This is a genomic window from Bifidobacterium sp. UTCIF-38 (assembly GCF_006454495.1).
GTDB lineage: Bacteria > Actinomycetota > Actinomycetes > Actinomycetales > Bifidobacteriaceae > Bifidobacterium > Bifidobacterium callitrichos.
In genome coordinates this window covers 1-26,085 of sequence record NZ_JFAL01000007.1, presented here as the reverse complement: position 1 = coordinate 26,085, position 26,085 = coordinate 1, and the positions used below count along the sequence as shown (strand labels likewise).

Genomic DNA, 26,085 nt, shown 5'->3' with positions numbered 1-26,085 from the left:
CACAACGGTGCCTAGCCATCTTGCGATTCATTGCGAATCGCCAATACCGTGGACACATGGATATGCCTCAGAACACCTTCTTCACGTTGGAACAGGCCGCTTCGTTGGCAAGGCGGACCCACGCCGCATGCCGCAATATCGCCATGCGTACCACGCAACCCCTATGCTTCAGCCATATCACGGCTCTCAAACTCCACGGCATGGCCGCTTCAATGGATCTCCGCCCCGGATTCGACGAGAACAAGCTGCATGTCAGCGTCGATCAGGCGGGAAGGCTCTCCCACCTGCGAGACGTCCGGTTTCACCTGTGGTCGAAGGACCCATCGCCGGTCATACTCGACGAGTTGGTGAACTGCATGCCGGCCGCGGACGCCATCTGCCAGATGGCGTCATACACCGATCTGACCAGTCTGGTCATTGCGATGGACTGGCTCACCTGCCGTAATCCGGATATGAAAATGATGTCCCATGCCGAATTGGCGGAGCATGTGCAGGGGCTTGGACGGTTCCCCGGCGTACGACTGTGCCGGCAAGCCCTCTCCTACAGCCGCGAAGGAACCGATTCCCCTCAGGAATCACTGCTGAGGCTGTCCGCGGAGAAATATGGGATTCCGAAGCTGACGGTGAATATGCCTATCATGGACTACGAGTTCGGTAAGGCATACATCGTGGATATGGCTCTGCCGGAATACGACATCGTGATCGAATACGACGGCAGGCACCATTACACGATGGAGCGGTGGGAAGCGGATCTGGCGAAGCGGAATCGCCTCTCCGCTTTGGGAAAGACGACTTTCGTTGCGACAAAAGTAACCATGGCCAACTCACACAATCTAAACGCCTTCCTGGCCATGATCGCCCAAGAGATCGGCAGACGCAAAAACGGAGGCTGACCTCAGCAGCCGCACTGTTCGCAATGACAACGGCCAGACGTGCCATATCTGGATAGACCGAACCCGACATAGACCGCATCCGACATGCCAAGCTTTGGTTTTGGGCGGTTTGGCGGCTTAGGAGCCAGCTTGGAGCCGGCTTGGAACTCTGTCCCTCATTTCTTAGGCACTTTTCTCAATTCTTAGGCAGATGGTCTGCCGAACATATATCCGCACCTCCTCAAGAACCTTGATAAATCAAGGCTCAGGAAAAGCCCAACCGGCAGCTTTCAAACGAGACCTGCCTAAGAAACGCAAAAAGTGCCTAAGAAATGCGCACAGGTGTTTCTAAGCCGTTGCTGGGCCGTTCAGAAACGGCATATCCCGGCACATTGGTCATACCGCGGGGCCACACCGCATCTACATTCGTGGAAATGCCATGGATGCACGGTCTCGCAGACGCGCAATCGACGGTCCGTCTAGAATTTCCGCGTTACCACATCGGTGCCGTAGTGCCCATAGCTGTTCTCCGCCGAACCGGTGGTCCACGAGATCGGCGTGAGCGTCATGCCCGCCGGGTTGAATCGACCGTAGCCCATGAAAGTGCAATCGGCATTGCCGGCGCAACCGTTGACGCTGTTTGCGAAATGAGTGTTGGTGATGTTCCCGGCGTCGTCGGTGAGCTGGTACCGCACCTCGTAGTAGGTGAGTGTGATCGAGGTGTTGTTGTGCACGGTGATCGGGATCTTATAGTATCCGTACGCCGCATCCACCGCACCGATGCTCTTCACGGTGATCTGCGGGTTGGCGTCGCCGGCGGATGGTCCGAACTCCTTGGCGAAATCCTGATACCGTTTCATCTCCTGCTCGGCCTTCCCGATGGCGTCGTCCGTCTCGTTGAGCTGCGTGTTGCGGTTGTCGATGTCCTGCTGCGATTCGGTCAACGCCGTTTCGGTGCGCCTGAGATCCTTCGTCTTGGCTTGGTATTCCGCGCTGGCGCGTACGTCTATGGAGCGGCCTCCCATGTTCCAGCCCATGATTCCGGCCGCGATTACGGCGATCAGGCAGATGGCGGCGACGATCGCGGTCTTCACCCTCCTGCCGTTCATGAGATCGTTCATGAGATCACCTTCGCCGTCACGTCGCCGCCGAACTGCACATCCTTGGATTGGCTGTCCGCGGCGGTCTGATAGTAGTAGTGCTTCGGCTTGAACAGATCTCCCCTGCCGCCGACCTTCGAAAAGAGGACCTTCTCGATGACGGCGGTCCTGCCGGGCATAAGGCGGATGTCGTCGGCGGAGACGAACTGATCGCCGGAGACCACACTGCCGTCGGGACGCACGATGTCGCCGACGATCTCGATCTTGGTGATGATGTGCCCAGACGTGTTGCGCACAACGAACCTGGGATGCACGTGCATCCCCGTGCCGTCGGAGTTGTCGAACGCCACGTCGAGCGATTCGACGGTCAACGGCCGATCGGTGACGCTGCCTGCGGGCACATACCGTTGATACGTCTGCTTGGTCTCCTCAAGCCGCTTGTCCGCGGCCTGCTGCTTCTCCTCCAGCTGTTCCACCTCGTCGGTGAGCTCCTTCGCCCTGGCCTTGTTGGCCGCCGTACGCTTCTTCACGTCGGCGATGTCCGACACCAGAGCACGGTATTCGGGGCTGTCCGTCGGTTTGGTGGCGGAACGCCCGGCGGCGTACGCGCCGGCGAACATCAGCATCGCGACGACCGCCGTCACCACCACGACGATGACCGGATTGACCTGCGTGTTTTTGACCCCTTCGATCGGCGCCTGCGCCTCATTCCTGTCTCTCATATCATCAACTGTAGTGATCCGGGTTCGATCCGGACAGTCTCGAACAGCGATGTCATCAAGAATTCATCGTCGACGTCGGAATCGATGTGATGGCTCCAAGGACATGCAAGAGACAACAAAAGCCGTGATCCCTCCCGAATACCTCAGAAGGATCACGGCTTTCAGCGATTTGTCTCGCGATGACGCGCCTAGCCCAAATCTCCGCCGCGCTGGCGCGGGGTCTGTCAGGCGCCGTACTGGGCGAGGTAGGCGTCGGCGGCGGCCTTGATCTCGGGCGTCACATACGGCTCGCCGGAGGCGGTGGCGATGTGCTGTCCGGCCTCGAAGATCTCACGAACGTTGGCGATGGCGAACACCGGGAAGCCGAATTCGGCCTCGACGGCCTTGACCGCGGAGGTGTCGGAATCGCGGGTCTTCTCCATGCGGTCGACGGAGAGCACGAGACCGACGACCTCGACGTCCGCCTCGGCCTTGAGCTTGGGGATGACCTCGCGCACGGCGGTGCCGGCGGTCATCACGTCGTCGACGAGCAGGACCTTCATGCCGTCCTTCAGCTGGGTGCCGACCATCATGCCGCCGTCGCCGTGGTCCTTCTTCTCCTTGCGGTCGAACGTGTAGCCGATCTCCATGCCGTGCGCGCTGACCAGCGCGATCGCGGTGGAGACTGCCAGCGGGATGCCCTTGTACGCGGGACCGAACACGGTGTCGATGTCCTTGGGCAGGCGTCCCGCCTCGATCTCGGCGGCGATCTTCTCGGCGTAGAACGCACCGAGCGTGGCGATCTTGGTGCCGTCGTTGAACGCACCGGCGTTGATGAAGTACGGCGACTTGCGCCCGGACTTGAGCGTGAACTCGCCGAACTTCAGGGCCTGAGCCTCGAGCAGGAACTGGGTGAAGCGAATGTCGAGCGATGCGGTGTCGGCCATGATGGTCCTGTATCTCCTTCTGTGGTTCTGTGGATGTGCCGTGTAGTCGTGCAGCGCGGGTCAGCGCCAGATCAGCGCCAGGTCTCGCCGGCGGCGAGCTTGGCCGCGAGTTCGGGGCGATCGTCGAGCAGGTCGTCAAGCTCGCGGGCGACGCGCAACGGCGCCACGGGGTCGAAGAGCGCGGCGGCGCCCACTTCGACGGCGTTCGCGCCGGCGTACAGGTATTCGAGCGCCTTCTCGCCGGAGTCGACGCCGCCGATGCCGATGATCGGGATGTCGGGCAGCACGGTGCGCGTGCGGTAGACGGCCACGAGCCCGACGGGCAGCACGGCCGGTCCGGACACGCCGCCGGTGACGTGCGCGATGATCGGTTCGCCGGTGCGGATGTCGATGCGCATGCCGAGCAGCGTGTTGATCATGCTCAGCGCGTCGGCGCCGTGTTCGACGGCGGCGCGCGCCGGCACGGTGATGTCGGTGACATTCGGGGTGAGTTTGACGATGATCGGCTTGTCGGTCATCGGACGCAGACGGTCCATGAGCTTGGCGAGGGCCACAGGATCGGTGCCGACGCTCATGCCGCCGTGGGTCACGTTCGGACAGCTCACGTTGATCTCGAGCATGTCGGCGGCGGAGTCGGCGAGTTTTTCGACGACCGCCGCGTAGTCGTCGTCGCTGTGGCCGGCGACGTTGGCGATGACCATGGCCCCGGCCTCCTTGAGCTTGGGCAGGTCGTCGACGAGATAGTGGTCGACGCCGGGGTTCTGCAGGCCGACGGCGTTGATGTTGGAGGCGGGCCCTTCGGCGGTGCGCGGCGACGGGTTGCCTTCCCACGGTACGGGCGAGCAGCCCTTGGTGCACACGGCGCCGAGCTGGCTGACGTCGTAGAACCAGCGGACGGCCGCGTACTGGAAGGTGCCGGATGCGGTGCCGACGGGGTTCTTCCACGTCACGCCCGCGACCTTGGTGGGGTGCTTCCACTCGTGGGCCTCGTACAGGTTGATGTGGTTGATGTGTTCCTTGATCCGCTCCGTCATGTTCACTCCCCCCATCCGAGCTGTTCGCGGGTGAACACCGGTCCGTCGGCGCACACCTTGAGGCGCCCGTCCACGGTGTCGACGGTGCACAGCACGCAGGTGCCGTAGCCGCAGCCCATGCGCTGTTCCATGCTCAGCTGGCATGCGAGCCCGCGCTTGGCGGTCCATGCGGCCACGGCCTTCATCATCGGCAGCGGTCCGCAGGAGAGGACCACGGTCTCGAGCCCGTCGGCATGGAGTTCTCCGGTCGCCTCAAGCCGGTCAAGCAGCGTGATGACGTTGCCTTCGGATTCGTCGATGCTCACCGTGGCGTCCGCGTACGGTTCGACGAAGCGGTCGGCGAACCGCTCGTTGCGGTAGCCGAACACGGCGGTGGTGCGCACGGCCGGGTCGGCGGCGAGGCACTGCGCGGTGTAGATGAGCGGCGGCACGCCGAGACCGCCGGCCACGAGCACGTAGTGGGCGGCCTGCTTGGTCTTGAACGGACGCCCGAGCGGGCCGAGCACCTGCAGCGTGTCGCCGGCGCGCAGCTCGGCGAATTCGGCGGTGCCCTTGCCGACGACCGCGAAGATCACGCTCACTTCGTCGCCCCTGACCTCGCTCACTCCGAACGGGCGTGGCATGGGCATCAGCGGATCGTTGGTGAACAGGTTCACGAACTGCGCCGGCCGGGCGTGCTTCGCGATGTACGGGTCACGGAAGGTCAGTCGGATCACACGGTCGGCGAGGGTCTCGACGCCGGTGATCTCGACGGGGTGACGCGGCGGGAAGTACCCGGCCGCGACGGCTTCGTCCACCACGTCGTATGTGGGGGTGAAGGTGGAGGTCATCATGCTCCTTATACGAAATTACGAAGTAGAACTTGGCTTGTGGGCTTGTACATGCGGATTGCAGCGTTACAGTACGGCCTGCAGGTCGTCGCGCATGGCCTCGGCGGCCTCGCGTGCGGTGTCGAAGACCAATGCGAGCGCGTCGTCGGCGGACATCGACTTGGAGTAGCCGCCGTTCTTCTTCCACGCGCCGATGATGCCGCGCGAGGAGTTGACGATGGCACCGGAGCCGTCCTTATCGAACATGCCGCGCACGTCGGCGGCGGTGCCGCCCTGAGCACCGTAGCCGGGCACGAGGAAGAAGGTGTGCGGCATGCGCGCGCGCAGCGCCCTGCCCTCCTCGGGGTGGGTGGCGCCGACGACCGCGCCGACGCGCGAGTAGCCGTGGGAGCCGATCATGTCGGCGCCCCAGCCTTCGACGAGGTCGGCGACGTGCTCGTACACCTTGGAGCCGTCGGCGAGGTCGAGCATCTGCAGTTCGCTGGACGAGGGGTTGGACGTGCGCACCAACACGAACAGGTCCTTGTCGGCGGTCTTCGCGGCGTCGACGAACGGGGTGATGCCGTCGGTGCCGAGGTACGGGTTGACGGTCACGGCGTCCACGTGCCACGGGTCGTGGCCCTCGATGCCGGAGAGCATGTGCGCATAGGCGGAGGCCGTCGAGCCGATGTCGCCGCGCTTGACGTCGGCGAGCACGTAGAGCCCCTGCGCGGCCGCGTATTCGCAGGTCATCGTGTACACGTCGATGCCGGCCGGGCCGAGTGCCTCGTACATGGCGATCTGCGGCTTGACCACGGGCACTACGCCCCTGATCGCGTCGATGATCGTACGGTTGAACTCGTAGTAGGCGACGGCGAGCTGTGCGGCGGGCACCTCCTCGGGGGTGTCGACGGAGTCGCGCACCTCCTCGGCGAAGCTGGCGACGACCTGCGGCGGCACCAGCGCCTCGGTGGGGTCGAGTCCGACGACGCTCGGGTTCTGCGTCGTCTCGATCGCTTCGATCAGACGGTCCATGATGATCCCTTTCTCTACGTTTCTTCCGCGTGCGCGGTTCTTCTACAGTCGGCTGAACGCCAGGTTCCGTCCGATGATCGTGGCCATCGGTCGTCCGGTGACCCGCCATCCGCCGAACGGGGTGTTGCGGGCCTTCGAGTGGAACGCCTCGGGGTCGACGGTCCATTCGGCGGCCGTGTCGAGCACGACCAGCCCGATGCCGTCCGCCTCGCCGTGCCGCGTCAGGTCGAGCACGCGCTTGGCGTCCGGCTCGCGGGAGGCGTCGGTCTCGAGGTCGAGCAGCGCGGTGACGTCGGTGGGTTCGTGGCCCATGAGTCGCATCGGTTCGACGCTCATCAGTTCGATGAGCCGCTTGTCCGAGATGAAACCGCCGTCGACGAGCTTCGCGTGGCACACGCCGTATGCGCATTCCAGTCCGATGATGCCGTTGGGCGCCTCGAGGAATCCGAGGTCCTTCTCCTCCATCGTGTGCGGGGCGTGGTCCGTGGCGAGCAGGTCGACCGTGCCGTCGGCGATGGCCGCGATGGTGGCCTTGCGATCGGCTTCGGAGCGCAGCGGCGGGTTCATCTTGGCGAGCGTGCCGTACTTGAGGAGCGCCTCGTCGCTCAGCGCGAGATAGTGCGGCGCGGTTTCGCAGGTGATCGGCAGGCCCTCGGCCTTGGCCGCGCGGATCGCGTCGAACGAGATCGCGGTGCTCACGTGCTGGAAGTGGACGTGCACGCCGGTCTCGCGCGCCTTGGCGATGTCTCGCGCGACGACCTTGAGCTCGGTGTCCTCGGGGATTCCGGGCACGCCGAGTTCGCGTGACACCGGTCCCTCGTTGACGGCGCCGGTGTCGTGGTGCTCGCAGTGCTCGATCAAGCACAGTCCGCTCTCGCGCGCCAGCTTCAGCACATCGTCGAGGATCTCGGGGGTGACGGCCGAACCGTCGTCGCTGATCGCGGTGACGGGATGCGCCAGCTGGGCGTCGTCCTTGGAGTCGTCGTCGACGCCCGGCATGTAGCGGCGCCAATGCTCGAGCTCGGTGGCCTCGCGCCCCGCGCGGCCCTTGGACGCGCACACGCACAGGTCATAGCGCACCGGCAGGCTGACGCCGTGGATGGCCTCGTAATGCTGGAGGTAGTCGATGACGGTGTCGTAGCCGGAATCGAGCACCTCTTTCGCGCCGGGGGCCTCCGGGTCGTCGATCGTCTCGCCGTCCATGGCGGGCACGGTGTTCGGCATGATGAGCACGTCGGTGTAGCCGCCGGAGGCCGCCGCCGCGCAACCGGAGACCATCGACTCCTTGTAGGTCTGGCCGGGATCGCGGAAGTGGACGTGCGGATCGGCGAAGCCGGGCGCGAGCGTGAGTCCCGTGGCGTCGATCTCGACGTCGCCGTTCCCGCCTTCCGCGCCGTCCTCGAACAGCGTCCCGTCCGTTGGCACCTTGAGATCGATGATCTCGTCGGTGTCCCACACCTTGATGTTGCGCAGCGTGAGCATGGCGTCCTCCTTGTGCTCGTTATGCGGATCGGCTACAGCTTGGCTTCCTCGTCGCAGTAGTCGCAGCGGTACTCCTGACGACCGGAGTGCGTCAGGTGGAACATCTGGTCGATGCCGCGTTCGGTGGTGGTCACGCAACGGGGGTTGCGGCAGGTGAGGATGTTGACCACGTGCTCGGGCAGCGTCGGGGTCTTCTTCTCGACGATGGTGCCGCCGCGCACGATGCCGACGGTCGCGGTGCGGGCCACGAGGCCGAGCACATCGAGGTCGATGGCCGGGTTGTCCTCGCCTTCGCGGTCCTCGATCTTGATGATGTCCTTCGAACCGTACAGGTGGCTGTCGGTGTTCATGATCAGGGCGAGCTTGGTCTTCGCCGGATCGATCTTCAGGTATTCGAGCACCTTGAGCGCGGTGCCGGCCGGCACATGATCGATGATGATGCCGTTTTGGATGCTGGTGACCTCCATCAGGCCTGGACCTCCTTGGATTCGAGCGGTTCGTATCCGGGCAGCTCGTCGCCCACCACGGAGCTTTCGAGCGCCATGCGCATGAGCATGCCGTTCTTGACCTGCTCGAAGTATGCGGCGCGCGGGTCGTCGTCGACCTCGACGGCGATCTCGTTGACGCGCGGCAACGGGTGCAGCACGGCCATGTTCTTCTTCGCGTGGGAGAGCTTGTCCTCGTCGAGGATGTAGGTGTCGCGCAGACGCAGGTAGTCGTCCTCGTTGAAGAAGCGCTCCTTCTGCACGCGCGTCATGTACAGCACGTCGAGGTCGCCGATCACGGAGACGAGGTCCTTGACCTCGGTGTAGGAGCAGGACGGGGTCGCGTCGATGCGGTCGAGCACGTACTGCGGCGTCTTGAGCTCGTCGGGGCTGATGAGCACGAAGTTCACGTTGCCGAAGCGACACAGCGTCTCGATCAGGGAGTGCACGGTGCGGCCGAACATGAGGTCGCCGCACAGGCCGACGGTCAGGTTCGTGACGCGGCCGAAGCGCGACTGGAGGGTGGCGAGGTCGGCGAGCGTCTGCGTGGGGTGCATGTGGCCGCCGTCGCCGGCGTTGATGACCGGCACGGACGCGGCGCGGGAGGCGACCAGAGCGGCGCCCTCCTTCGGGTGGCGGATCGCGACCACGTCGACGTAGTTGGAGACGGTCTTCAAGGTGTCGGCGATGGACTCGCCCTTGGTGACGGAGGCGAGCTGCGCGCCGGCGAAGCCGATCACCTTGCCGCCGAGACGCAGCATCGCGGTCTCGAAGCTCAGACGCGTGCGGGTCGAGGGCTCGTAGAACAGCGTGGCCAGCACCCTGCCGTCGCAGGTGTGCGCCACTTCCCTACGGTGGGAATCGATGTATTGCGCCTTGTGCAGCAGATCCCTGATCTGGGCGATGGACAGATCATCCAGCGAAATGACACTTTTACCGATCATCGGCGTCTCCGCCGGCTCTTGTGGAGTTGACACGGCTCACCTTTCGTGCGTGAAGCGGATAAGGTGGCCACTAACGTGACCTATCCGACTATAGACCATTTCGCCGACTCGCAACGCGGCTCCGCGTCACCCGCGCGTCACCGCGCGTTCACCGTTCCGGCGGCTGCCGAATCCGGGGATGAGCACGGTGTCTCGGCCTCCGGGCGGAACCGGTCGGCGTCGATGAACGACGATATATATGACGAAATCCTCCCGCCGCATGATGCGAAGGGAGGATTTCGTTCGTCGTCACGCCCCGTGGAGCGCGACATGGCCGGTCATCGGGCTCACAGCTCCTCGCCGTTGCTCTCGATGACCTTCTTGTACCAGTAGAAGGACTTCTTGCGACGACGCTCGAAGGTGCCGTGGCCCTCGTCGTCGGCGTCGACATAGATCATGCCGTACCGCTTCTTCATCTCGCCGGTGGTGAAGCTCACCACGTCGATGCATCCCCACACGGTGTACCCCATGACGGGAACACCGTCGAGGTCGATGGCCTTCTTGACTTCCGCGATGTGGCTCTTGAGATACTCGATGCGCGAATCATCGGCGATATAGCCGTCGGCATCGGGGGTCTCATACATGCCGACACCGTTCTCGACGATGAACAGCGGCTTGTTCCAGCGCTCGTACATCTCGCACAGGGAGTAGCGCAGACCGACCGGATCGATCTGCCATCCCCAGTCGGTGGCCTTGATGTACGGGTTGGGTACGAGACCATCAAGACCATGCTCCATGGCGTCCAGCTTGGAACCCTTCGAGCTGACGGCCACGGACATGTAGTAGCTCAGCGAGATGAAATCGACGACGCCCTCCTTGATGACGTCGAGGTCACCCGGTTCCATCGCGATATCGATGCCTTCGCGTTCCCAGCGCTTCCACAGGTAGCGCGGATACTCGCCGTGCACGTATACGTCACCGAACAGATAGCGGTTGCGCATCTCGGTCTGGGCGAGCATGACGTCGTCGGGGCGGCAGGTCTCCGGGTAGATCGGCACGAAGGAGAGCATGCAGCCGATCTGGAAGTCGGGATTGATCTCACGTCCCTTCTTCACGGCGATCGCGGCGGCGACGAACTCGTTGTGGATCGCCTGCCATACCTTCTGCTCAACGGTGTGCGGGTCGTCGTCCGGATTGGGGATGATGCCGGAGTTCGTGTACGGGAAGATCGGCGTGTGCATGTTCATCTGGTTGTCGACCTCGTTGAAGGTCAGCCAGTACGTCACCAGATCCTTGTAACGCTCCATGACCGTGGTCGCGAAACGCACGAAGCAATCAACGACCTTGCGGTTGGTGAAACCTCCCATCTTGGCAAGGTGCAGCGGCATCTCGAAGTGGGAGAGCGTGACGACCGGCTCCATGCCCTTGGCGCGGTAGTCGGAGAACAGTCTCTCGTAGAACTGGAGTCCGGCTTCGTTCGGCTCCTCGTCATCGCCGTTCGGGAAGATGCGCGACCAGGAGATCGACGTGCGGAAGCACTTGAAGCCCATCTCCTGGAACAGTGCGTCGTCCTCACGGAACGTGTGGTAGTAGTCGATGCCATGATGATTCGGGTAGTTGAGGCCGTCGATCACGCCATCCGTGATCTTGCGGGCGACTCCGGCAGCGCCTCCGGTGAGCACATCGCAGATGCTGGGGCCGCGTCCGTCCTCGTTCCATGCGCCTTCGAGCTGGTGGGCGGCCACCGCGCCGCCCCACAGGAAGTTATCGGGGAAACCCATTGTCTTTGTCCTTATCTGTGGATTCTGCCGTATGATGCCGGGAGCATTCCCGATCAGGCGTTGACTTTCTTGTACAGATCGATGAGTTCGGTGACCATGGTCTTGATGGTTTCGGTACTCATCATCTGGTCCTCGACGTGGGTGAGCAGCAGGGTCATGGTCACGGGGTCACCGGCGGCCTCCTGCTGCACCATGCGGGCATGGTGCTCATGTCCGACGGCGTAGTTCTCATCGCCGGACTTCATCTTCGCCTCGGCGGTCTCGTAATCGCCGGACTTGGCGGCCTGCAGAGCCTCCATGTAGTCCGACTTGGCGGAACCGGCCGCCACGATCATCTGCATGCACAGGACTTCCATGTCCATGGGTTCGTCAGCCATCGTTGGTTTCCTTTCATGGAACCGCCACAGCTCGTTTTCGCCGTGACGGGTTCCTTAATTAAGTGTCCTTAATTAAGTGTCTTTGTTGTATTTTGAGGGAGCGCAGTCGCTCGGTATGGGGAGATGCCGGCGCCGACTGGAATCGACGACGCCGGCGGAGGGATCACTTACCAGCCAGTTCGAGCGCGTGCTTCAGCACGTTGCCACCGCGGGCCAGACCGTAGTCCTGCGGGTTGATGGCTTCCGCCGGGGTGTTCGGGAAGAGCTTCTGCACACGTCCCAGCTCAAAACGAACCTGAGGTCCAAGCAGGATCACCGCGGCGTCCGGGGCCTTCTCCTCGATCTCGGAGATCGGGTAGGCGTCGATCTGCACATCCTCAATGCCCTCCTTCGCAGCGGCCTCGCGCATCTTCTTGACGAGGATGGAGGTGGACATGCCCTGGTTGCAGCACAGCACGATGTGGGTCATGATCATTGTTCCTTTCAGTTGTGCGGCCCTTTCTTCTTCGAACCGCAAATCGTTGTTGTTGGTTACATATTGGTGAGAAGCGTCCGGCCCTCGCCCCGCAAGACGCGCAGAGCGGAACCGGACGTGGATCAGATCAGGCTTCCGCCTCGGCGTTGGTCTGCTCCTGCTCAACGTAGATCTTGTCCTGCATCTTGACGAACGGGAACCAGATCGCAACGGAGGCGATGAAGATCACCAGCTGGATGACCACACCCCGCCAGCCGCCAAGCAGGAAGCCGGAGACGATCGGCGGAGTGGTCCAAGGCACCTGCATGGCGCCGAAGGCAGGCAGGAAGCCGACGACCATTGCACCGTAGGTGAGGATCACGGCGACCAGCGGACCGAGCACGAACGGGATGAGCATGATCGGGTTGTAGACGATCGGCAGGCCGAAGATGATTGGCTCGTTGACGTTGAAGAGGCCGGGGACAAGCGCGAACTTGGACATCTCGCGGATCTGGGCGGACTTGGCGACCAACAGACCGGAGACGATGAAGCCGAGAGTCAGACCGACGCCTCCGAACTTGCAGAAGCAGTCGATGAGCTGCGGGACAAGGTAGTGTCCGCCGTTGGCCTGGGTGACTTCGATGCCCTTGTTCATCAGGTCCTGGTTGACCAGGGAATTGGCGGTCAGAACCGGATAGATGATGCCGGAGACCACGTTCGGTCCATGGATGCCGCACCAGAACAGCAGGGACATGAGCAGGACGATGATGATGGCGCCAGCCCAGTTGTCGGTGAGGGACTGCATCGGGGTCTGGATGACCTTGAAGATGAGCTCGGTCAGAGACACACCACCGAGCATCTGGCACACCTGGTAGATCACGGCGGAGTAGCACATGATGAAGAAGCCCGGGATCATGGCGGAGAATGCGTTGGCAACGCCTTCAGGGACCGCATCGGGCATCTTGATGCGAAGGTTCTTCTGAATGCAGGTGCAGTAGACCCACGAACCGATCAGACCCATGATGATGGCGGAGATGATGCCGTTGCCGCCCATCCATGTAGTCGGCAGCACGCCGGAGACTTCGGCGGTCTTGTCCCCCAGCGCCTTGACCGTGTCACCCGTGATCTGCAGGGAGGACGGCGAGACGATCAGGAAGGAGATGAGCGTGAGGATACCGCAGGAGATGCCGTCGAGCTTCTCGTTACGAGCGTAGGAGTAGCCGATGCCCACGGCGATGATGATCGCCAAAATGTTGAACGTGGCGTTGTTGATCTGGTTGAGACCGATGTTCCAGCCCGCGCCGAACGTCTTCGCCATGAAGTCGGTGTAGCCGCTGATCGGCAGGTTGGCGAGCAGCAGGAAGATCGAGCCGACGAGCGTCGCCGGCATGGACAGGACGAAGCCGTCCTTGAGCGCGGTGATGGCCTTGGTGCTCGCGAATTTCACGAACATATCAAGCGCCTTCTGCGCCGCATTGGTGAACCATTCCTTCATCAGGGGGCCCTTCCTTGGACTTGCGAGCTTTCATAGCCCGCACCTTTTCCTTTTCCATCAGCCTTGTGAGCCGAAGTTATTCGTTGTTTTCTTTGTTATTCGAATAACTTGTGTCTCCAGTATACGTTTTCTGGAGATGGTGTCAAATAAGCCGTTTCCTGAGGATATAAGTCATGGAAGCGTTGCATTCACTATGTTGTTAGCGCTCACCTACATATAATCCGACACGCCGAACGGCAAAATTTATTCGAATGATTTTGAACTTGAGGCACCAGGTCACCACCACGGCAGTGTTCCTGCAATATCAGATGACTTGATTTGTTCGAACAATAAACAGAATGAGGAGGCACAGTCGAAGACTCACCACCGAGCCACCGAGCCGTCCTCCTCAACAGACTTCGGATATGAGGTGAGGGCGGTCCGCCGAAACGGAACCGCCCTCACCAGCGCCCCGATCAGATCGGCATACGATCAGATCCGCCAACAGGAAGCCTTGCCGATCACACCAGTCCCAGCCGCTCGAAGGCGTATGCGAGACCATCATTCTCGACGTCGTCGGTGACGAGATCGGCCGCCGCCTTGACGTCGTCCGAGCCGTTGCCCATCGCGACGCCGAACGCGCAGTATTCGAGCATCGGCACATCGATGGTCGCATCGCCGAACGCTACGGTGCCGGCCCTGTCGGCCCCGAGGTGCGCCAGCAGTACATCGATGGCGTGCGCCTTGGTGATGCCCTTGACGCCGAGGTCGCCCCACAGCGCCGTGGCGCCCCTGCCTCCCCATGTGCCGTTCTGCAGGTCTTCGAACCGTTCCCTGGTATCAAGGAAGTCCTGATAGGAACCGAGCACGTAGCTGATTTTGTTGACGTCGTCGCGGTACAGCTCGCCGTCGTAGATCATCTCCGGATAGCCGTCACGCACGGTCATCGCGCAGGCGCCCTCCCTGCCCTTGCGCGCGGAGTACTCGCGCACGGCGGCGAGCGCCCCCTCCTCGAACCCCTCGCTGGCGTAGAGCCCACTGTTGCTTTCGAGATAGAACGCAAGGCCGCGCGAATTGAGCCAATCGACCGCCCGTGTGCACTGCTCGAGGGTGAGCGTGCGATGCATGACGACCTCGCCGCCGCTCTCGACATAGCTGCCGTTGCCGCCGATCATGCCGTCGAGGCCGATCTCCCACAGCGGTGGATACACCTCGGCCTTGCTGCGTCCGGTGCAGATGTACACCTTGTGACCGTTCGCCCGCGCCTTGCGGACAGCCTCGACCGCCGAGCCGGGCAGGTTGTTCTCGTAGTCGACCAGCGTTCCGTCAACGTCTCTTCGGCAGTCCGGAGACCACCACCGGGTTGTTCTCGTAGTCGACCAGCGTTCCGTCAACGTCAAGCAGGATGATTCTGCGCATCTTCGCTACTCCCTACATTGTGCCGTTTCATTGGTGCCGCATATGCGACGGACCATTCCATGGAACCCATTGAAGTGGAACACCCCACACGGATCCGGCTCATTTCATGGAGGTCATCGTGAAGAAACGAGCATTTTGGTAGTGATAGGCAATATGGGAGGAGTTGAACAGCCGTCCGTTCGTCAGGAACGAGTCGTCATCGAGGTACAGCGCAGGCTGCCCCTCTTTGAGTCCGAGGGCCTTCGCCTCGACAGCGCTCAACTCTCCGGCCCGAATCACCTTGTCGACATATCCGAAATTCAGCCCCAGATCATGTCGAGCGTAGCCGAACAACGACCCCTCGGCGATCTGCTCGTTGATGAACGGCACGAACTCCTTGAGATACCAGGCGGTCTCATAGGCCAACGGCTTGTCATCGACAAGACGGAGACGCACAACCTTCCACACCTGATCGCCCTCCTGACAATGCATGCGCCCGGACAGAGTCTCATCCGCACGCAGCAGAGACAGCTCATAGACGACAGAGGACACTTTCCTGCCCGGATATTCGCCGGAGATGCCTCGTGTCGTGCCGATGGACAGATAGTCTCCATCGCCCCGATCCTCACGAACAAACACCCCGCTACCTTGAACCGGGAACACATCCCCGGCTTCGGCGAGCAGCGCAATGGCGTTTCGCACAGCGTATCTCGTGGCCCCATACTCTTCGATGAGCTGATCTTCGGTGGGCAGCTTGCCCTTGTCCGCGAACTCGCCAGTCGCTATGCGGGCGCGCAATTGCTCCGCGAGTCTCCGGTGGTTCTGAGCCATAATCACTCCTTGAGATCCAAGCCCGTATCGCCGCGACTCTCATCGTCCCGGTCGAACATCCTGTCGTTCATATGATACCGCACGATCCGAAGTTATTCGAACAACTAGAGCACCGGCGTGTACGAACGTACATATCGATGTGTCTCGAGAAACCTGACGTCTACATTGCCTACACTGGAGACGGACCGGAAACGACGTCTATGGGCGGAGGAGGATCAGCGATGCAGCTACGAATGACCAGTCAGATCAATGTTCCACAGGCAGGATCGCCGTTCGACGACCGGCTGTTCGTCATGTTCCACGGGTACGGCAACGACGAGCGCGAGATGATCCGCATCATCGACGCGGTCTACGCCGATGGCAGTCTCGGCAACGATGGTGGCAACGGCGACGACTCCCCCGACGTCACCGGACCGCACCCGTCCACCGCGGCCTCAACCATAACCGCCACCCCAAGCTATCTCTCGTTCCGAGGCACCTACGACCGACCGTATATGGGCGGCGCCTACTGGTATCCGGACGGCTGCGGGGTCGAGGAGCGCCGCCGTGCGTGCACGGCCGTCGGCGAGGCGCTGGTTCCGCTGCTCGACAACCCGCTGTTCGCCGACCGTAGCAAGGTCCTCGTCGGCTTCTCGCAAGGCGGCTATCTCTCCTATCGGCTCGTCCTCGAGCATCCGGACGTGTTCGACGCGGCCATCCTCATGAGCCCGTCATTCAAGGGCGAGGAAACCGCCCGGCTCGACTCCCCCACCCGGTTCCTGCTCACCTACGGCTCCGAGGACCACACGATTCCACTCGACGATCAGCGCAACGCCCGTCGCGTCCTCCAGTCCGCCGGACACCTCACCTACCGCGAGTATGTGGGAATGGGACACGCGATCTGTGACGAAGAGATTCGCGACATCCGCACATTCCTCACGTACGTGAAGTGAAGCGCCCCAAAGCCCCGGTCCTCCAAAACCGCCGAGACAGGCCGAGGACGCAGGACCCGGCAAGGCCGGCCCACCCGGAGACCCCGGACCCGGACCATCTCGGCTCACTCCTCCATCTGCGCGATCTGCGCGCGCACTTTGTGCAGCTTCGCGTAGATCTCGTTACGTTGCGCGGGGTTCTTCGCGCGCTGGTGGTCGCGTGAGAGCTTGGCCTCGTCGGCCTTCAACCGGCCGAGCAGATCCCGGCGCGCGATGCGCGCGTCAAGGTCCGCGCCATCCGCGTCCCCCAGCACGGCCTGCGCGCACAGCGAGTGCCACAGCGCGTCCATCGTCCGGGGCACGGCTTCCGTGCCAGCGGCCCCGGTCCCGACCTCCAGCTGCGCCTCGCCCGCAGACATCCATTGCCCCGCATACACCTTCGCGACGGCCGGACGTCCGGGCTTGACCGGCACGGCACGGCGTACGGCGAACGCGCACTCCTCGCGTGTCGTGCCCTCGAACGGCACGTCCCGCACGCACACGAACACGATGCCTGACTTGCTGCGGATCGACGAGATGAGCTCGACGATTTCGGCCGGTACCACATCGGTCTTGCCGGTGAGCTTCAGTCCGATGACGAGCACCTCCGGGATCCTGCCGGCGACCGCCTCAAACCCGGTGTTGGCCGGGCGCATCAGCGCGAGCATCGTGATCGACTCGACCTCCGTGTTCAGCCGCTGCTTCAGTTTGGCGGAGATCGGCAGTTTGAGGAACATCGCCTTGGGCAGCGCACCCTTCGCTTCGGGCATCGCCATCGACGTGGGCAACCCCAGCGTCAGCGCGGATACGGATCCGCAGTGGGCAACAGCAACAGGCATCATCGACCGTCCTTTCCATCGATTTCGGCATCATCGCTCCGGGCACCCCCGTCACCGATCAGCCCCAGCGTGCGGAACGCGTTGGCCAGGCCGTCGTCGTGGATGTCGGTGGTGACGAGGTCGCAGAAGTCCTTGATGCCGTGGATTGCGTTGCCCATCGCCACGGACGTGCCGGCGGCCTTGAGCATCGCGGTGTCGTTGTCGCTGTCGCCGATGGCGATCGTATCGGCAATGTCGTAGCCGAGTCGGGCGGCCACGTCACGTACGGCGGTGCCCTTGTCTACGCCGTTGATGAGCAGTTCGCCGTTGTTCGCCGAGATCCTGTCGTACGAGCCGTGAACGGTTTCGAACCAAGGAGAGAGGTCCCGCTTCGTCTCCTCGAAACTCACCTCGGGATGATCGCCGAGGATGAAGTACGATCCCTTGCACACATGGATCACATGGCCGAGCGTGGAGCCCTCAGGAATCTCGATCCGGTCGAGGCGATGCCAGAATCGAGCGAACTCGCCGCGGTTCCATGCCGATCCCTTCTCCTCGAGATGACGGCGATAGCCTTCCGAGATGTACATGCCATCGGGGCCCTGCCACTGGTAGGCCTCGATGTGATGCTCGCGGAAATACCTGTCGGCCGCGTCGATCGCCTCCGGGGAGACGAAATGCTGGAACAGTATCTCGTCTCCCATGTTCGCCTGCGCGCCTGCGACCGACACCACGCCGTCGAATCCGAGGTCGAGGATGCTCTTCTCGATCTTCGGGATGGAACGTCCGGTGCAGATGAACAGCCTATGACCGTTCCTCTGCGCCTCACGGCATGCCTGAACCGCCGAATCGGGCACGATGTGTCGTTCATCGGCCAGCGTGCCATCGATGTCGATGAACACCAGTTTGCTGGACACCACTTGTTCTCCTTCCCACGACGGAAAAACCCATCGGCTCCCCGATAAGGGCACCGAGGAAAGGTCAGCGGCCGTAGAACAGCCGTTCGGTCACCTCACGGGCCTTGCGCATCACGGCGAGCAGATCGTTCTCGAAATGCTGTCCGCGATTCGCGTCATAGCCCAGATACACGGCGATACCGCCGAGCGAGTACATGTCGTCGGGCAGGATGTCCGCCTGACGCGCACGTCCACTCCACAGGTAGTTGCCGTTGCGCGCCGCGGTGCACATCGTCCACGCGCGACGCAGGGTGAACGCGTCTGCCTTGGAGATGATCTTGCGCGCCTCGAGCACGTCGAGCGCCGGCAGCGTGCCGTTGACACGCAGGTCCGCGATGTCGCCGGCGTGTTCGAGCTGCATGAGCTGCACGGTCCATTCGACATCGGACAGGCCGCCCTTGCCGAGCTTCAGGTGGCGGTCGCGGCGCACGCCGCGTGGCAGTCGTTCGGCCTCCATGCGGGCCTTGAGCTTGCGGATGTCGCCGATCTCCGTGTCGGTCAGGTCCACGTGCGGGTAGCGCAGCGGGTCGGCGATGTTGGTCAGGAAGTCGCGCGCGAGATCGACGTCGCCGGCCGCGTACCTGGCGCGCAGCAGCGCCTGGTGCTCCCACGTGCTCGCCCACGAACGGTAGTACTCCTCGCAGGAGGCGTAGGAGCGCACAAGCGGGCCGTTCTTGCCTTCGGGACGCAGATCCAGATCGAGTTCGATCTGCGGCTCCAGCGTGGTGGGCCCCTGCAGGATGGCGCGCAGGTCCTCGATCACCTTGCGCGCGAACAGGTTCGCCGCACCCTCGTCGACGTCGCCGGAACCGATCGGAATCGGACGGTAGATGAGGATCGCGTCGGCGTCGGAGCTGAAGTTGACCTCTCGTCCGCCGTAACGTCCCATGCCGATGACGGCGAGCGCGGCCGGCGCCGACGTCAGCGCCCCTTCTCGCACGCGACGGCGGACCGCCCATTCGAGCGACGCCTCGATGATCGCGTCGTACACGTCGGTCATGCCCTTGAGGCTTGCGGCGTCATCCATCACGCCGCTCATCCACGCCAGTCCGATGCGTTCGATCTCGTGGCGGCGCATCGCGCGCATCGAGGTGGCGAAGTCGTTGATGTTCTCGGCGTTGCGTTCCAGCGAGGAGCGGCATTGCACGTCGAGGCTCTCGCGCGTGCGGGCCTTGAGTCGATCGTCGTCGCCCAGCCAGGTGACCGATTCGACCGATTTGTTGAGTGCGTCGCCGAGGAAGCGCGAGTTGGACAGCACGTGGCACAGGCGCTGCGCCGCGGAGTTGGAGTCGCGCAGGAAGCCGAGGTACTCGCTTTCGGTGCCGAAGTGCTCCTCGAGCTTGCGCCAGTTGAGCAGACCCATGTCCGGGTTCTGCCCTTGTCCGAGCCATTCGAGTACGGCGGGAAGGATGATGCGGTTGATCTTGGCGGCTCGTCCGATGCCGGCGGTGAGGGCCGCGACGTGGCGCATGGCGGCGTCCGGGTCGCCGAAGCCGATGGAGCTGAACCGCTCCTGCGCGGCGGTCTTGCTCAGGTCGATCTGGTCGTCCTCGAGCTGCGCGGAGACGGGCAGCATCGGGCGGTAGTAGATGTCGAGATGCAGGTGGCGTACCTCGCGTCGGGTTTCGTCGTAGCGTTCGACGAGTTCCTCGGGGTGCATGCGGAAGGCGCGGGCCACGCGGCGCAGCTCCTGGTTCTGGTTCAGCTCGTCGACGTCGACGTCGCGCTTGCGTTCGAGTCCACCGAGGTTCGCCGTGGCGCCGAGGTCGGGGAACAGGTGGGTGCGCTTGAGCCCCCACATCTGCTGGCGGTGTTCGAGCACGCGTTCGAAGCGGTAGTCGGCGGAGAGCTTCGCGGCCTGTTTGCGCGAGACGTAGCCTCCTTCGGCGAGCCTCGCCAGCGATTCGAGTGTGGAACGGGTGCGCAGGGTCTCATCGGAGCGTCCGTGGACGAGCTGGAGCATCTGCACGGTGAATTCGACGTCGCGCAGGCCGCCGCGCCCGAGCTTGATCTCGCGGTCCTTGAGCGGGGCGGGGATCAGATCCTCGACACGTTTGCGCATCTGCTGGCAGTCGTAGACGAAGTTGTCGCGCTTGGAGGCGGTCCACACGAACGGGCGGGTCATATCCATGTATCGGCGGCCCAGTTCGGGATCGCCGGCGACGGGACGTGCCTTGAGCAGCGCCTGGAACTCCCAGTTCTCGGCCCACTGCTGGTAGTAGCCCTCGTGCGATTCGATGGTGCGCACGAGCGGACCGTCCTTGCCTTCGGGGCGGAGCCCCCCGTCGATCTGCCACAGGGTGGGTTCGGCGACGCCCATGATGATGGACTGGCAGACGCGCTGCATCGTGGTGGCCATCTTCGTGCCGGTGCGCAGCAGCTCCTGCCGCCCGATCTCCTTGTCGGCCGGCTCGACGGCGTAGATGAGGTCCACGTCGGAGACGTAGTTGAGCTCCTGTGCGCCGAGCTTGCCCATGCCGATGATGACGAAGCGCACGTGCTCGCTGCCCTTGACCTCATGGCGGGCAATCGCGAGCGCGCCTTCGAGCGCCGCGTCGGCCAGATCGGACAGGCTGCGGCTGATCGTGGGCTGGATCGCGCACGGGTCGGCGGCGGTGGCGTCCTGCGCCATGATGGCGGCGAGCTGGCGGCGGTAGGTGCCGCGCAGTGCGGTGGCGGCGTCGGCGAGCTCCTTGGTGGCGACGGGTGCGGTCAGATCGTCCGGGTCGGCGCCGACGGCCTTCAGAACGTGGGCGCGGCGCTGCTCGCGGGTGTACAGGTGGCTGTTGCAGGCGTCGGTGGAGGCCGCCTCGACCAGTTCGGGACGGAAGCGCATGAGCTTGCCGAGCTCATCGGAGACGCCGAGCACGGTGATGAGCCGTTCGAAGGCCGCGGCGTCGGGCACCATGCGGTCGAAGTCGCGCCCCTGACTCTGCACGGCGTTGGTGATGCTGACGAGATTGGCGAGCGCGCCGTCGGGGTCGCACGCCTCGGCGAGCGCCTTCAGGACGAATCGCAGACGGTCGGACGGCACGCCATCGGCTCTGAGACGGTCGAACATGCCGCGGGCTTCGTCGAGGTTCTGCAATCCCGCTCGGATCAGGTCCATCGCGGATGGCTGGAAGGCGTCACTTGCGTTCATACTTAGCTAATGTACACGTAAAAAACGCGGCACTCCGGCGTTGTGTCACCTCCGGCGGCCGTCGCCGCCGTTCTTGCCATCGTCATTCGCACCGTCGTCCTCGTCATCCTCTTTGGCATTCCATCCGCTGATGGCGTTGTATCCGGTCCATCCGATGACGACGAGCAGACACAGCGAGAAGACGATGGTGGCCCAGTTGGTCAGGGAGCCGTCTGCGTTGGCCTCCATGAGCGACTGGACGAGCCAGACCACGCAGGCCACGCAGGTGAGCGCGTAGAGGCGCGCGGTCGATTGCTTGTTGAGTTTCATGATGTGTGGTTCCCTTCGTGGTACGGCGAATGGGGTCCGCGCCCCGGGACCGAAAGCCCCTGTAAGCGCGGACCCCATTCTAGGAGGAGGAAGAGGGATGAAGTCAGGCGGTTCAGCTCTTCTTCTTCTTGGACATGATGTCCACGGCGACGGCCAGCAGGAGCACGAGGCCCTTGATGGTCTTGACGACCGCGGTGTCGACGCCCATGATGGACAGGCCCTGGTTGATGACGCCCATCACGAAGGCGCCGACCACGGCGCCCGGGATGGTGCCGATACCACCGGTGACGGCCGTTCCACCGATGAAGCAGGCGGCGATGGCGTCCATCTCGAACTCCATACCGGCCTGGGCGGTCGCGGAGGCGAGGCGGGAGAGCATGCACACCGCGGCGACGGCGGACAGGAAGCCCATGTGGACGAACAGGAGGAAGTCCACGCGGCGGGTGTTGATGCCGGAGAGGATGGCGGCCTTGCGGTTGCCGCCGACGGCGTACACGTGGCGTCCGAACACGGTCTTGGTCAGGATGAAGTTGTAGATGAACACGAGCACGCCGACGATGACCAGCATGATCGGGGTGCCGCCCTGATCGGCGTTGCCGGAGGAGGCGAGCAGGTAGGTCACGAAGATGATGACGATGGTGGCGATCACGATCTTGAGGATCGTCAGGCTCATCGGCTCGGGCACGAGGCCGACCTTGGCGACGCGGGCGCGCTTGCGCAGCTGGCTCCAGGCGAAGGCGGCGATGCACAGGATGCCGAGGACGATCGTCAGGCCGTCGAACGGACCCCACCAGCCGAGGACGTTCGGCAGGTAGTTACGGGCGATGCCGCGGAACTCGAGGGAGGTGATCGGGACGGACTCGCCGACGATGACGGTGGCGAGACCACGGAAGATCAGCATGCCGGCCAGCGTGGTGATGAAGCCCGGGATGCCGACGACGGCGACCCAGAAGCCCTGCCAGACGCCGACGATGAGGCCGACGATCAGTGCCACGAGGATGGCGACCATCCAGTTGACGCCCTGACGTTCCATGAGCAGAGCGCACACGCCGCCGATGAAGGCGACCAGCGAGCCGACGGAAAGGTCGATGTGCGTGGCGATGATGACCATCACCATACCGATGGCTAGGATGATCACGTACGCGTTCTGCTGGATCAGCGACACGAAGGAATTCGGCTTGAGCAGGACGCCTCCGGTCAGGATCTGGAACGCGACGACGATGACCAGCAGCGCGCCGACGATGCCGTACTGGCGGGCGTTGTTGGCGACGGTGGCCAGCAGGCCGACCTTCTCTTCTTTCTTAGCAGGTGTTGCGGTTGCGGCGCTCATCAGGCTGCCACCTCCCTTTCCTTGGTCATACCCTTCATCAGGTATTCCTGGGTGAATCCATTCTTCTCAACATTGTCGGTGACGACACCGTAGGAGACCGTGTAGATGCGGTCGCAGATGCCAATGAGCTCGGGCAGCTCGGAGGAGATCACGATGACGGCCTTGCCGGCGTCCGCCAGCTTGTCGATGATCTCGTAGATCTCGTACTTCGCGCCGACGTCGATGCCTCGGGTCGGCTCATCGAGGATGAGGATGTCCGGCTGCGAGATGACCCACTTGGCGAGCAGCACCTTCTGCTGGTTGCCGCCGGAGAGGGTGGAGACGTTCACGTCGATGTCGTGGCACTTGATGTTGAAGTCCTTGCGGTACTGCTCGACTTCCTTGCGCTCGATGTTGTCGTCCATCACGCCGTACTTGCTCATCTTCGTCAGGCTCGCCAGCGAGGCGTTCTCGCGGATGTTCTGCAGCAGGTTCAGGCCGTTGCCCTTGCGGTCCTCGGTGGCGTAGGCGAGACCTGCGTCGATGGCGGACTGCACGTTGGGCAGATGGACCTCCTTGCCCTTGACGAACACCTTGCCGGAGATGTTGGAGCCGTAGGAGTGCCCGAAGATCGACATCGCCATCTCGGTGCGGCCCGCGCCCATCAGGCCCGCGAGTCCGACGATCTCGCCGGCATGCACGTTGATGTTCGCGTGGTCGACGATGACGCGCTCGGAGTCGAGCGGATGGTGGACGGTCCAGTTCTCGACGCGCAGGAACTCGGCGCCGGGCTTGTTGGAGGGGTGGTCCGGGTACAGGTTGTGCAGCGGGCGGCCGACCATCTTGCGGATGAGCTCCTCCTGATCGAGGGGCGTCTCCGGCGTGACGTACATGACGCCCACGGTGGAGCCGTCTCGGATGATGGTGACGGTGTCCGCGATGGCGGCGACCTCGTTGAGCTTATGCGTGATGATGATGCTCGTCACGCCCTGCTTGTCGCGCAGCTGGCGCACCAGGTCGAGCAGGTGGGCGGAGTCCTCGTCGTTCAGGGCCGCGGTGGGCTCGTCGAGGATGAGCAGCTTCACGTCCTTGGACAGGGCCTTGGCGATCTCGACGAGCTGCTGCTTGCCGACGCCGATGTCCATGACCTTGGTGTCCGGGTCCTCGGGAAGGCCGACGCGGTCGAGCAGCTTCTTGGCCTCGGCGCGGGTCTCGTCCCAGTCGATCACGCCGCCCTTGGCACGTTCGTTGCCGATGAAGATGTTCTCGGCGATCGACAGGAACGGGCTCAGGGCGAGCTCCTGGTGGATGATCACGATGCCGTCGGCCTCGGAGTCGTTGATCGTGTGGTACTTGCATTCCTTGCCGTCAAAGGTGATCCTGCCGGAATAGCTGCCGTAGGGGTAGACACCCGAAAGCACGTTCATCAGGGTCGATTTGCCCGCGCCGTTCTCGCCGCAGATGGCGTGGATCTCGCCACGCCCCACTTCGAGGTTCACGTTGGTGAGCGCCTTGACCGGTCCGAACGTCTTCGTGATGTTCTCCATCGTCAAAATGGTGTCATTGTCTGACATGTCATCACTCCTCGTTCACAGTGCTGGTTTCATGGACATGCGGCGCATAGTCGGCCCATGCGCCGCATGTCGTTGGGATTCGTGGGAATCTTTTCGGGACGCTACTTGGTCAGCTCGTCGAAACGATCCTGAGTGATGTAGTTGGCCTTGACGAGGTCGTCGAGGTTGTCCTTGGTGATGTTCTGCGGGTCGAGGAGCTTGGACGGCACGTCGATGTTGTTGTTGTTGAACTTGCCGTTGATGCCCGAGACCTCCTTGTTCTCCGCGATCTCGACGATCATGTCGTAGACGGCGTCGGCGAGCTTGTTGACGTCCTTGAAGACGGTCTCGCCCTGCTTGTCCTTGGCGATGTTGGCCACGGCGATCTCCATGGCGTCCTGGCCGGTGATGTAGGGCCAGGTGTCGGTGCCGGGCTTCATGTCCGGACGCTTGGACTCGATGGCGTTGATGACGCCCTGGGCGATGCCGTCGTACGGGGTGAGGACCGCGTCGAGCTTCTCACCGTGCGCGTAGGTGGAGTCGAGGATGGACTCCATGTCCTTCTGCGCCTGCTCGGTCTTCCAGCTCATGACGGAGATCTTCTGCCAGTCCTCGACGGTGAAGTCCTTGGTCACGCCGCCCTGGCCGTGCTGGGACGGGGAGACGAGGACGCCCTTCTCGAAGTACGGCTGGAGGAGGTCCCAGGCGCCCTTGAAGAAGTACTTGGCGTTGTTGTCGTCCGGGGATCCGGTGAACAGCTCGATGTTGAACGGGCCGGTGGCGCCCTTCTCGAGGCCGAGCTTGTCGATCAGCCAGGTGGCCTCGAGCACGCCGACCTGCTCCAGCTGGAAGGTGGCGTAGTAGTCGACGGCGTCGGTGTTCATGATGAGGCGGTCGTAGGCGATGACCTTGGCGCCGGCGTCGCGGGCCTTCTCGACCGCGGGGCCGACGGCGGTGCCGTCCTTGGAGGCGACGACGACGATCTTCGCGTCGTTGTTGACCATGTTCTCGATGTCGGCGTTCTGCTGGGCCGGCTTGTCATCGGCGAAGGAGAGGATGACCTTGTATCCGGCCTTCTCCAGCTTGGCCTTGAGGTTGTTGCCGTCCTTGTTCCAGCGTTCCTCGGACTTGGTCGGCATCGAGATGCCGATGGTGGCGCCCTTCTCGATCTTCGAGTCGCCGCCGGCTGCCTGTCCGGTACGGCTTCCGCCGCCGCAGGCCGCCAGACCCGCCATCATGGCGACGCCGGCCACCAGGGCCACGATCTTCTTGGTGAGCTTCATGTGATCTCCTTCTTCATCGAGGGCGGGTGAACAACCGTTGTTCCCCCGAACCTTGGAATTTC

24 protein-coding genes are annotated in these 26,085 nt (G+C 63.2%); 2 read left to right on the top strand and 22 right to left on the bottom strand.

Translation table 11 applies throughout. From position 1 onward, the window contains the following. Positions 1 to 56 precede the first annotated feature (56 nt). A complete protein-coding gene (locus BW11_RS03470) occupies positions 57 to 893 on the top strand; it encodes a hypothetical protein (RefSeq protein WP_140444690.1) in 837 nt (278 codons plus the stop codon). Between the two features lie 458 nt (positions 894 to 1,351). Here BW11_RS03470 and BW11_RS03465 read toward each other — a convergent pair whose 3' ends face one another. From BW11_RS03465 to BW11_RS03395, 15 genes are all read right to left on the bottom strand, one after another. Next, positions 1,352 to 1,993 (bottom strand): hypothetical protein, encoded by a 642-nt coding sequence (locus BW11_RS03465; RefSeq protein WP_140444689.1) that lies wholly within the window; start codon positions 1,991 to 1,993, stop codon positions 1,352 to 1,354. Further along, the gene (locus BW11_RS03460; protein ID WP_140444688.1) at positions 1,990 to 2,694 is read right to left on the bottom strand and encodes a hypothetical protein; all 705 of its coding nucleotides are present in this window, start codon (positions 2,692 to 2,694) and stop codon (positions 1,990 to 1,992) included. The genes BW11_RS03465 and BW11_RS03460 overlap by 4 nt, the downstream gene beginning before the upstream one ends. 224 nt (positions 2,695 to 2,918) lie before the next feature. After that, a complete protein-coding gene (gene pyrE, locus BW11_RS03455) occupies positions 2,919 to 3,620 on the bottom strand; it encodes an orotate phosphoribosyltransferase (RefSeq protein WP_140444687.1) in 702 nt (233 codons plus the stop codon). Positions 3,621 to 3,691: 71 nt separating this feature from the next. Further along, positions 3,692 to 4,669: a dihydroorotate dehydrogenase gene (locus BW11_RS03450; protein WP_181162478.1), complete on the bottom strand. Its 978-nt coding sequence runs from the start codon at positions 4,667 to 4,669 to the stop codon at positions 3,692 to 3,694. Beyond that, entirely contained in the window at positions 4,657 to 5,487 is an 831-nt protein-coding gene (locus tag BW11_RS03445) for a dihydroorotate dehydrogenase electron transfer subunit (protein ID WP_140444685.1), read from the bottom strand. The genes BW11_RS03450 and BW11_RS03445 overlap by 13 nt, the downstream gene beginning before the upstream one ends. A 63-nt stretch (positions 5,488 to 5,550) precedes the next feature. Next, on the bottom strand, positions 5,551 to 6,498 hold the full coding sequence (gene pyrF / locus BW11_RS03440; protein WP_140444684.1) for an orotidine-5'-phosphate decarboxylase: 948 nt from the start codon (positions 6,496 to 6,498) through the stop codon (positions 5,551 to 5,553). Positions 6,499 to 6,540: 42 nt separating this feature from the next. Then, positions 6,541 to 7,980: a dihydroorotase gene (locus BW11_RS03435; RefSeq protein ID WP_140476343.1), complete on the bottom strand. Its 1,440-nt coding sequence runs from the start codon at positions 7,978 to 7,980 to the stop codon at positions 6,541 to 6,543. 32 nt (positions 7,981 to 8,012) lie between these two features. Next, positions 8,013 to 8,447, bottom strand: a complete 435-nt coding sequence (locus tag BW11_RS03430; RefSeq protein ID WP_107041652.1) for an aspartate carbamoyltransferase regulatory subunit — start codon at positions 8,445 to 8,447, stop codon at positions 8,013 to 8,015. Then, positions 8,447 to 9,409 carry an aspartate carbamoyltransferase gene (gene pyrB, locus BW11_RS03425; protein ID WP_140444682.1) on the bottom strand — a complete coding sequence of 321 codons (963 nt, stop codon included), beginning with the start codon at positions 9,407 to 9,409 and terminating at the stop codon, positions 8,447 to 8,449. The genes BW11_RS03430 and pyrB overlap by 1 nt, the downstream gene beginning before the upstream one ends. 326 nt (positions 9,410 to 9,735) lie before the next feature. Continuing rightward, positions 9,736 to 11,169, bottom strand: a complete 1,434-nt coding sequence (locus BW11_RS03420; RefSeq protein ID WP_140444679.1) for a 6-phospho-beta-glucosidase — start codon at positions 11,167 to 11,169, stop codon at positions 9,736 to 9,738. A gap of 53 nt (positions 11,170 to 11,222) precedes the next feature. After that, positions 11,223 to 11,546 (bottom strand): PTS lactose/cellobiose transporter subunit IIA, encoded by a 324-nt coding sequence (locus BW11_RS03415; RefSeq protein ID WP_140444678.1) that lies wholly within the window; start codon positions 11,544 to 11,546, stop codon positions 11,223 to 11,225. Between the two features lie 163 nt (positions 11,547 to 11,709). Beyond that, positions 11,710 to 12,015 carry a PTS sugar transporter subunit IIB gene (locus BW11_RS03410; protein WP_140444677.1) on the bottom strand — a complete coding sequence of 102 codons (306 nt, stop codon included), beginning with the start codon at positions 12,013 to 12,015 and terminating at the stop codon, positions 11,710 to 11,712. A gap of 133 nt (positions 12,016 to 12,148) precedes the next feature. Next, positions 12,149 to 13,495, bottom strand: coding sequence for a PTS sugar transporter subunit IIC (locus BW11_RS03405; protein ID WP_140444676.1), 1,347 nt, complete (start codon positions 13,493 to 13,495; stop codon positions 12,149 to 12,151). Between the two features lie 500 nt (positions 13,496 to 13,995). Next, positions 13,996 to 14,772: an HAD family hydrolase gene (locus BW11_RS03400; protein WP_258184524.1), complete on the bottom strand. Its 777-nt coding sequence runs from the start codon at positions 14,770 to 14,772 to the stop codon at positions 13,996 to 13,998. Between the two features lie 220 nt (positions 14,773 to 14,992). Next, complete coding sequence (locus BW11_RS03395; RefSeq protein WP_140444675.1) at positions 14,993 to 15,703, bottom strand: GntR family transcriptional regulator; 711 nt, start codon at positions 15,701 to 15,703, stop codon at positions 14,993 to 14,995. A 221-nt stretch (positions 15,704 to 15,924) separates the two neighbouring features. Here BW11_RS03395 and BW11_RS03390 point away from each other — a divergent pair, with 221 nt between their 5' ends. Further along, complete coding sequence (locus BW11_RS03390; RefSeq protein WP_140444674.1) at positions 15,925 to 16,635, top strand: alpha/beta hydrolase; 711 nt, start codon at positions 15,925 to 15,927, stop codon at positions 16,633 to 16,635. Positions 16,636 to 16,739: 104 nt separating this feature from the next. Here BW11_RS03390 and BW11_RS03385 read toward each other — a convergent pair whose 3' ends face one another. The 7 genes from BW11_RS03385 to BW11_RS03355 all read right to left on the bottom strand — a co-directional run bounded on the left by BW11_RS03385 (position 16,740) and on the right by BW11_RS03355 (position 26,023). Further along, positions 16,740 to 17,495 carry a DUF4391 domain-containing protein gene (locus tag BW11_RS03385; RefSeq protein ID WP_140444673.1) on the bottom strand — a complete coding sequence of 252 codons (756 nt, stop codon included), beginning with the start codon at positions 17,493 to 17,495 and terminating at the stop codon, positions 16,740 to 16,742. After that, positions 17,492 to 18,388 (bottom strand): HAD family hydrolase, encoded by an 897-nt coding sequence (locus tag BW11_RS03380; protein WP_181162477.1) that lies wholly within the window; start codon positions 18,386 to 18,388, stop codon positions 17,492 to 17,494. Before BW11_RS03380 ends, BW11_RS03385 begins: the two co-directional genes overlap by 4 nt. Positions 18,389 to 18,452: 64 nt before the next feature. Continuing rightward, complete coding sequence (locus tag BW11_RS03375; protein ID WP_140444671.1) at positions 18,453 to 21,569, bottom strand: bifunctional [glutamine synthetase] adenylyltransferase/[glutamine synthetase]-adenylyl-L-tyrosine phosphorylase; 3,117 nt, start codon at positions 21,567 to 21,569, stop codon at positions 18,453 to 18,455. 45 nt (positions 21,570 to 21,614) lie between these two features. Next, positions 21,615 to 21,878: a hypothetical protein gene (locus BW11_RS03370; protein WP_140444670.1), complete on the bottom strand. Its 264-nt coding sequence runs from the start codon at positions 21,876 to 21,878 to the stop codon at positions 21,615 to 21,617. 112 nt (positions 21,879 to 21,990) lie between these two features. Beyond that, positions 21,991 to 23,208: a multiple monosaccharide ABC transporter permease gene (mmsB, locus tag BW11_RS03365; RefSeq protein ID WP_140444669.1), complete on the bottom strand. Its 1,218-nt coding sequence runs from the start codon at positions 23,206 to 23,208 to the stop codon at positions 21,991 to 21,993. Next, positions 23,208 to 24,761 carry a sugar ABC transporter ATP-binding protein gene (locus BW11_RS03360; RefSeq protein WP_140444668.1) on the bottom strand — a complete coding sequence of 518 codons (1,554 nt, stop codon included), beginning with the start codon at positions 24,759 to 24,761 and terminating at the stop codon, positions 23,208 to 23,210. The genes mmsB and BW11_RS03360 overlap by 1 nt, the downstream gene beginning before the upstream one ends. A 101-nt stretch (positions 24,762 to 24,862) precedes the next feature. Beyond that, positions 24,863 to 26,023 carry a sugar-binding protein gene (locus BW11_RS03355; protein WP_140444667.1) on the bottom strand — a complete coding sequence of 387 codons (1,161 nt, stop codon included), beginning with the start codon at positions 26,021 to 26,023 and terminating at the stop codon, positions 24,863 to 24,865. Positions 26,024 to 26,085 lie beyond the last annotated feature (62 nt).

Coding starts and splice junctions, on each gene's coding strand:
- BW11_RS03395 (WP_140444675.1), bottom strand. CDS start 15,703: ATGGCTCAGAACCACCGGAGACTCGCGGAGCAATTGCGCGCCCGCATA.
- BW11_RS03420 (WP_140444679.1), bottom strand. CDS start 11,169: ATGGGTTTCCCCGATAACTTCCTGTGGGGCGGCGCGGTGGCCGCCCAC.
- BW11_RS03370 (WP_140444670.1), bottom strand. CDS start 21,878: ATGAAACTCAACAAGCAATCGACCGCGCGCCTCTACGCGCTCACCTGC.
- BW11_RS03430 (WP_107041652.1), bottom strand. CDS start 8,447: ATGGAGGTCACCAGCATCCAAAACGGCATCATCATCGATCATGTGCCG.
- BW11_RS03465 (WP_140444689.1), bottom strand. CDS start 1,993: ATGAACGATCTCATGAACGGCAGGAGGGTGAAGACCGCGATCGTCGCC.
- BW11_RS03355 (WP_140444667.1), bottom strand. CDS start 26,023: ATGAAGCTCACCAAGAAGATCGTGGCCCTGGTGGCCGGCGTCGCCATG.
- pyrB (WP_140444682.1), bottom strand. CDS start 9,409: ATGATCGGTAAAAGTGTCATTTCGCTGGATGATCTGTCCATCGCCCAG.
- BW11_RS03415 (WP_140444678.1), bottom strand. CDS start 11,546: ATGGCTGACGAACCCATGGACATGGAAGTCCTGTGCATGCAGATGATC.
- BW11_RS03390 (WP_140444674.1), top strand. CDS start 15,925: ATGCAGCTACGAATGACCAGTCAGATCAATGTTCCACAGGCAGGATCG.
- BW11_RS03375 (WP_140444671.1), bottom strand. CDS start 21,569: ATGAACGCAAGTGACGCCTTCCAGCCATCCGCGATGGACCTGATCCGA.
- pyrF (WP_140444684.1), bottom strand. CDS start 6,498: ATGGACCGTCTGATCGAAGCGATCGAGACGACGCAGAACCCGAGCGTC.
- BW11_RS03470 (WP_140444690.1), top strand. CDS start 57: ATGGATATGCCTCAGAACACCTTCTTCACGTTGGAACAGGCCGCTTCG.
- BW11_RS03385 (WP_140444673.1), bottom strand. CDS start 17,495: ATGATGCCTGTTGCTGTTGCCCACTGCGGATCCGTATCCGCGCTGACG.
- BW11_RS03360 (WP_140444668.1), bottom strand. CDS start 24,761: ATGTCAGACAATGACACCATTTTGACGATGGAGAACATCACGAAGACG.
- BW11_RS03410 (WP_140444677.1), bottom strand. CDS start 12,015: ATGACCCACATCGTGCTGTGCTGCAACCAGGGCATGTCCACCTCCATC.
- mmsB (WP_140444669.1), bottom strand. CDS start 23,208: ATGAGCGCCGCAACCGCAACACCTGCTAAGAAAGAAGAGAAGGTCGGC.
- BW11_RS03405 (WP_140444676.1), bottom strand. CDS start 13,495: ATGAAGGAATGGTTCACCAATGCGGCGCAGAAGGCGCTTGATATGTTC.
- BW11_RS03450 (WP_181162478.1), bottom strand. CDS start 4,669: ATGGGGGGAGTGAACATGACGGAGCGGATCAAGGAACACATCAACCAC.
- BW11_RS03460 (WP_140444688.1), bottom strand. CDS start 2,694: ATGAGAGACAGGAATGAGGCGCAGGCGCCGATCGAAGGGGTCAAAAAC.
- BW11_RS03435 (WP_140476343.1), bottom strand. CDS start 7,980: ATGCTCACGCTGCGCAACATCAAGGTGTGGGACACCGACGAGATCATC.
- pyrE (WP_140444687.1), bottom strand. CDS start 3,620: ATGGCCGACACCGCATCGCTCGACATTCGCTTCACCCAGTTCCTGCTC.
- BW11_RS03445 (WP_140444685.1), bottom strand. CDS start 5,487: ATGATGACCTCCACCTTCACCCCCACATACGACGTGGTGGACGAAGCC.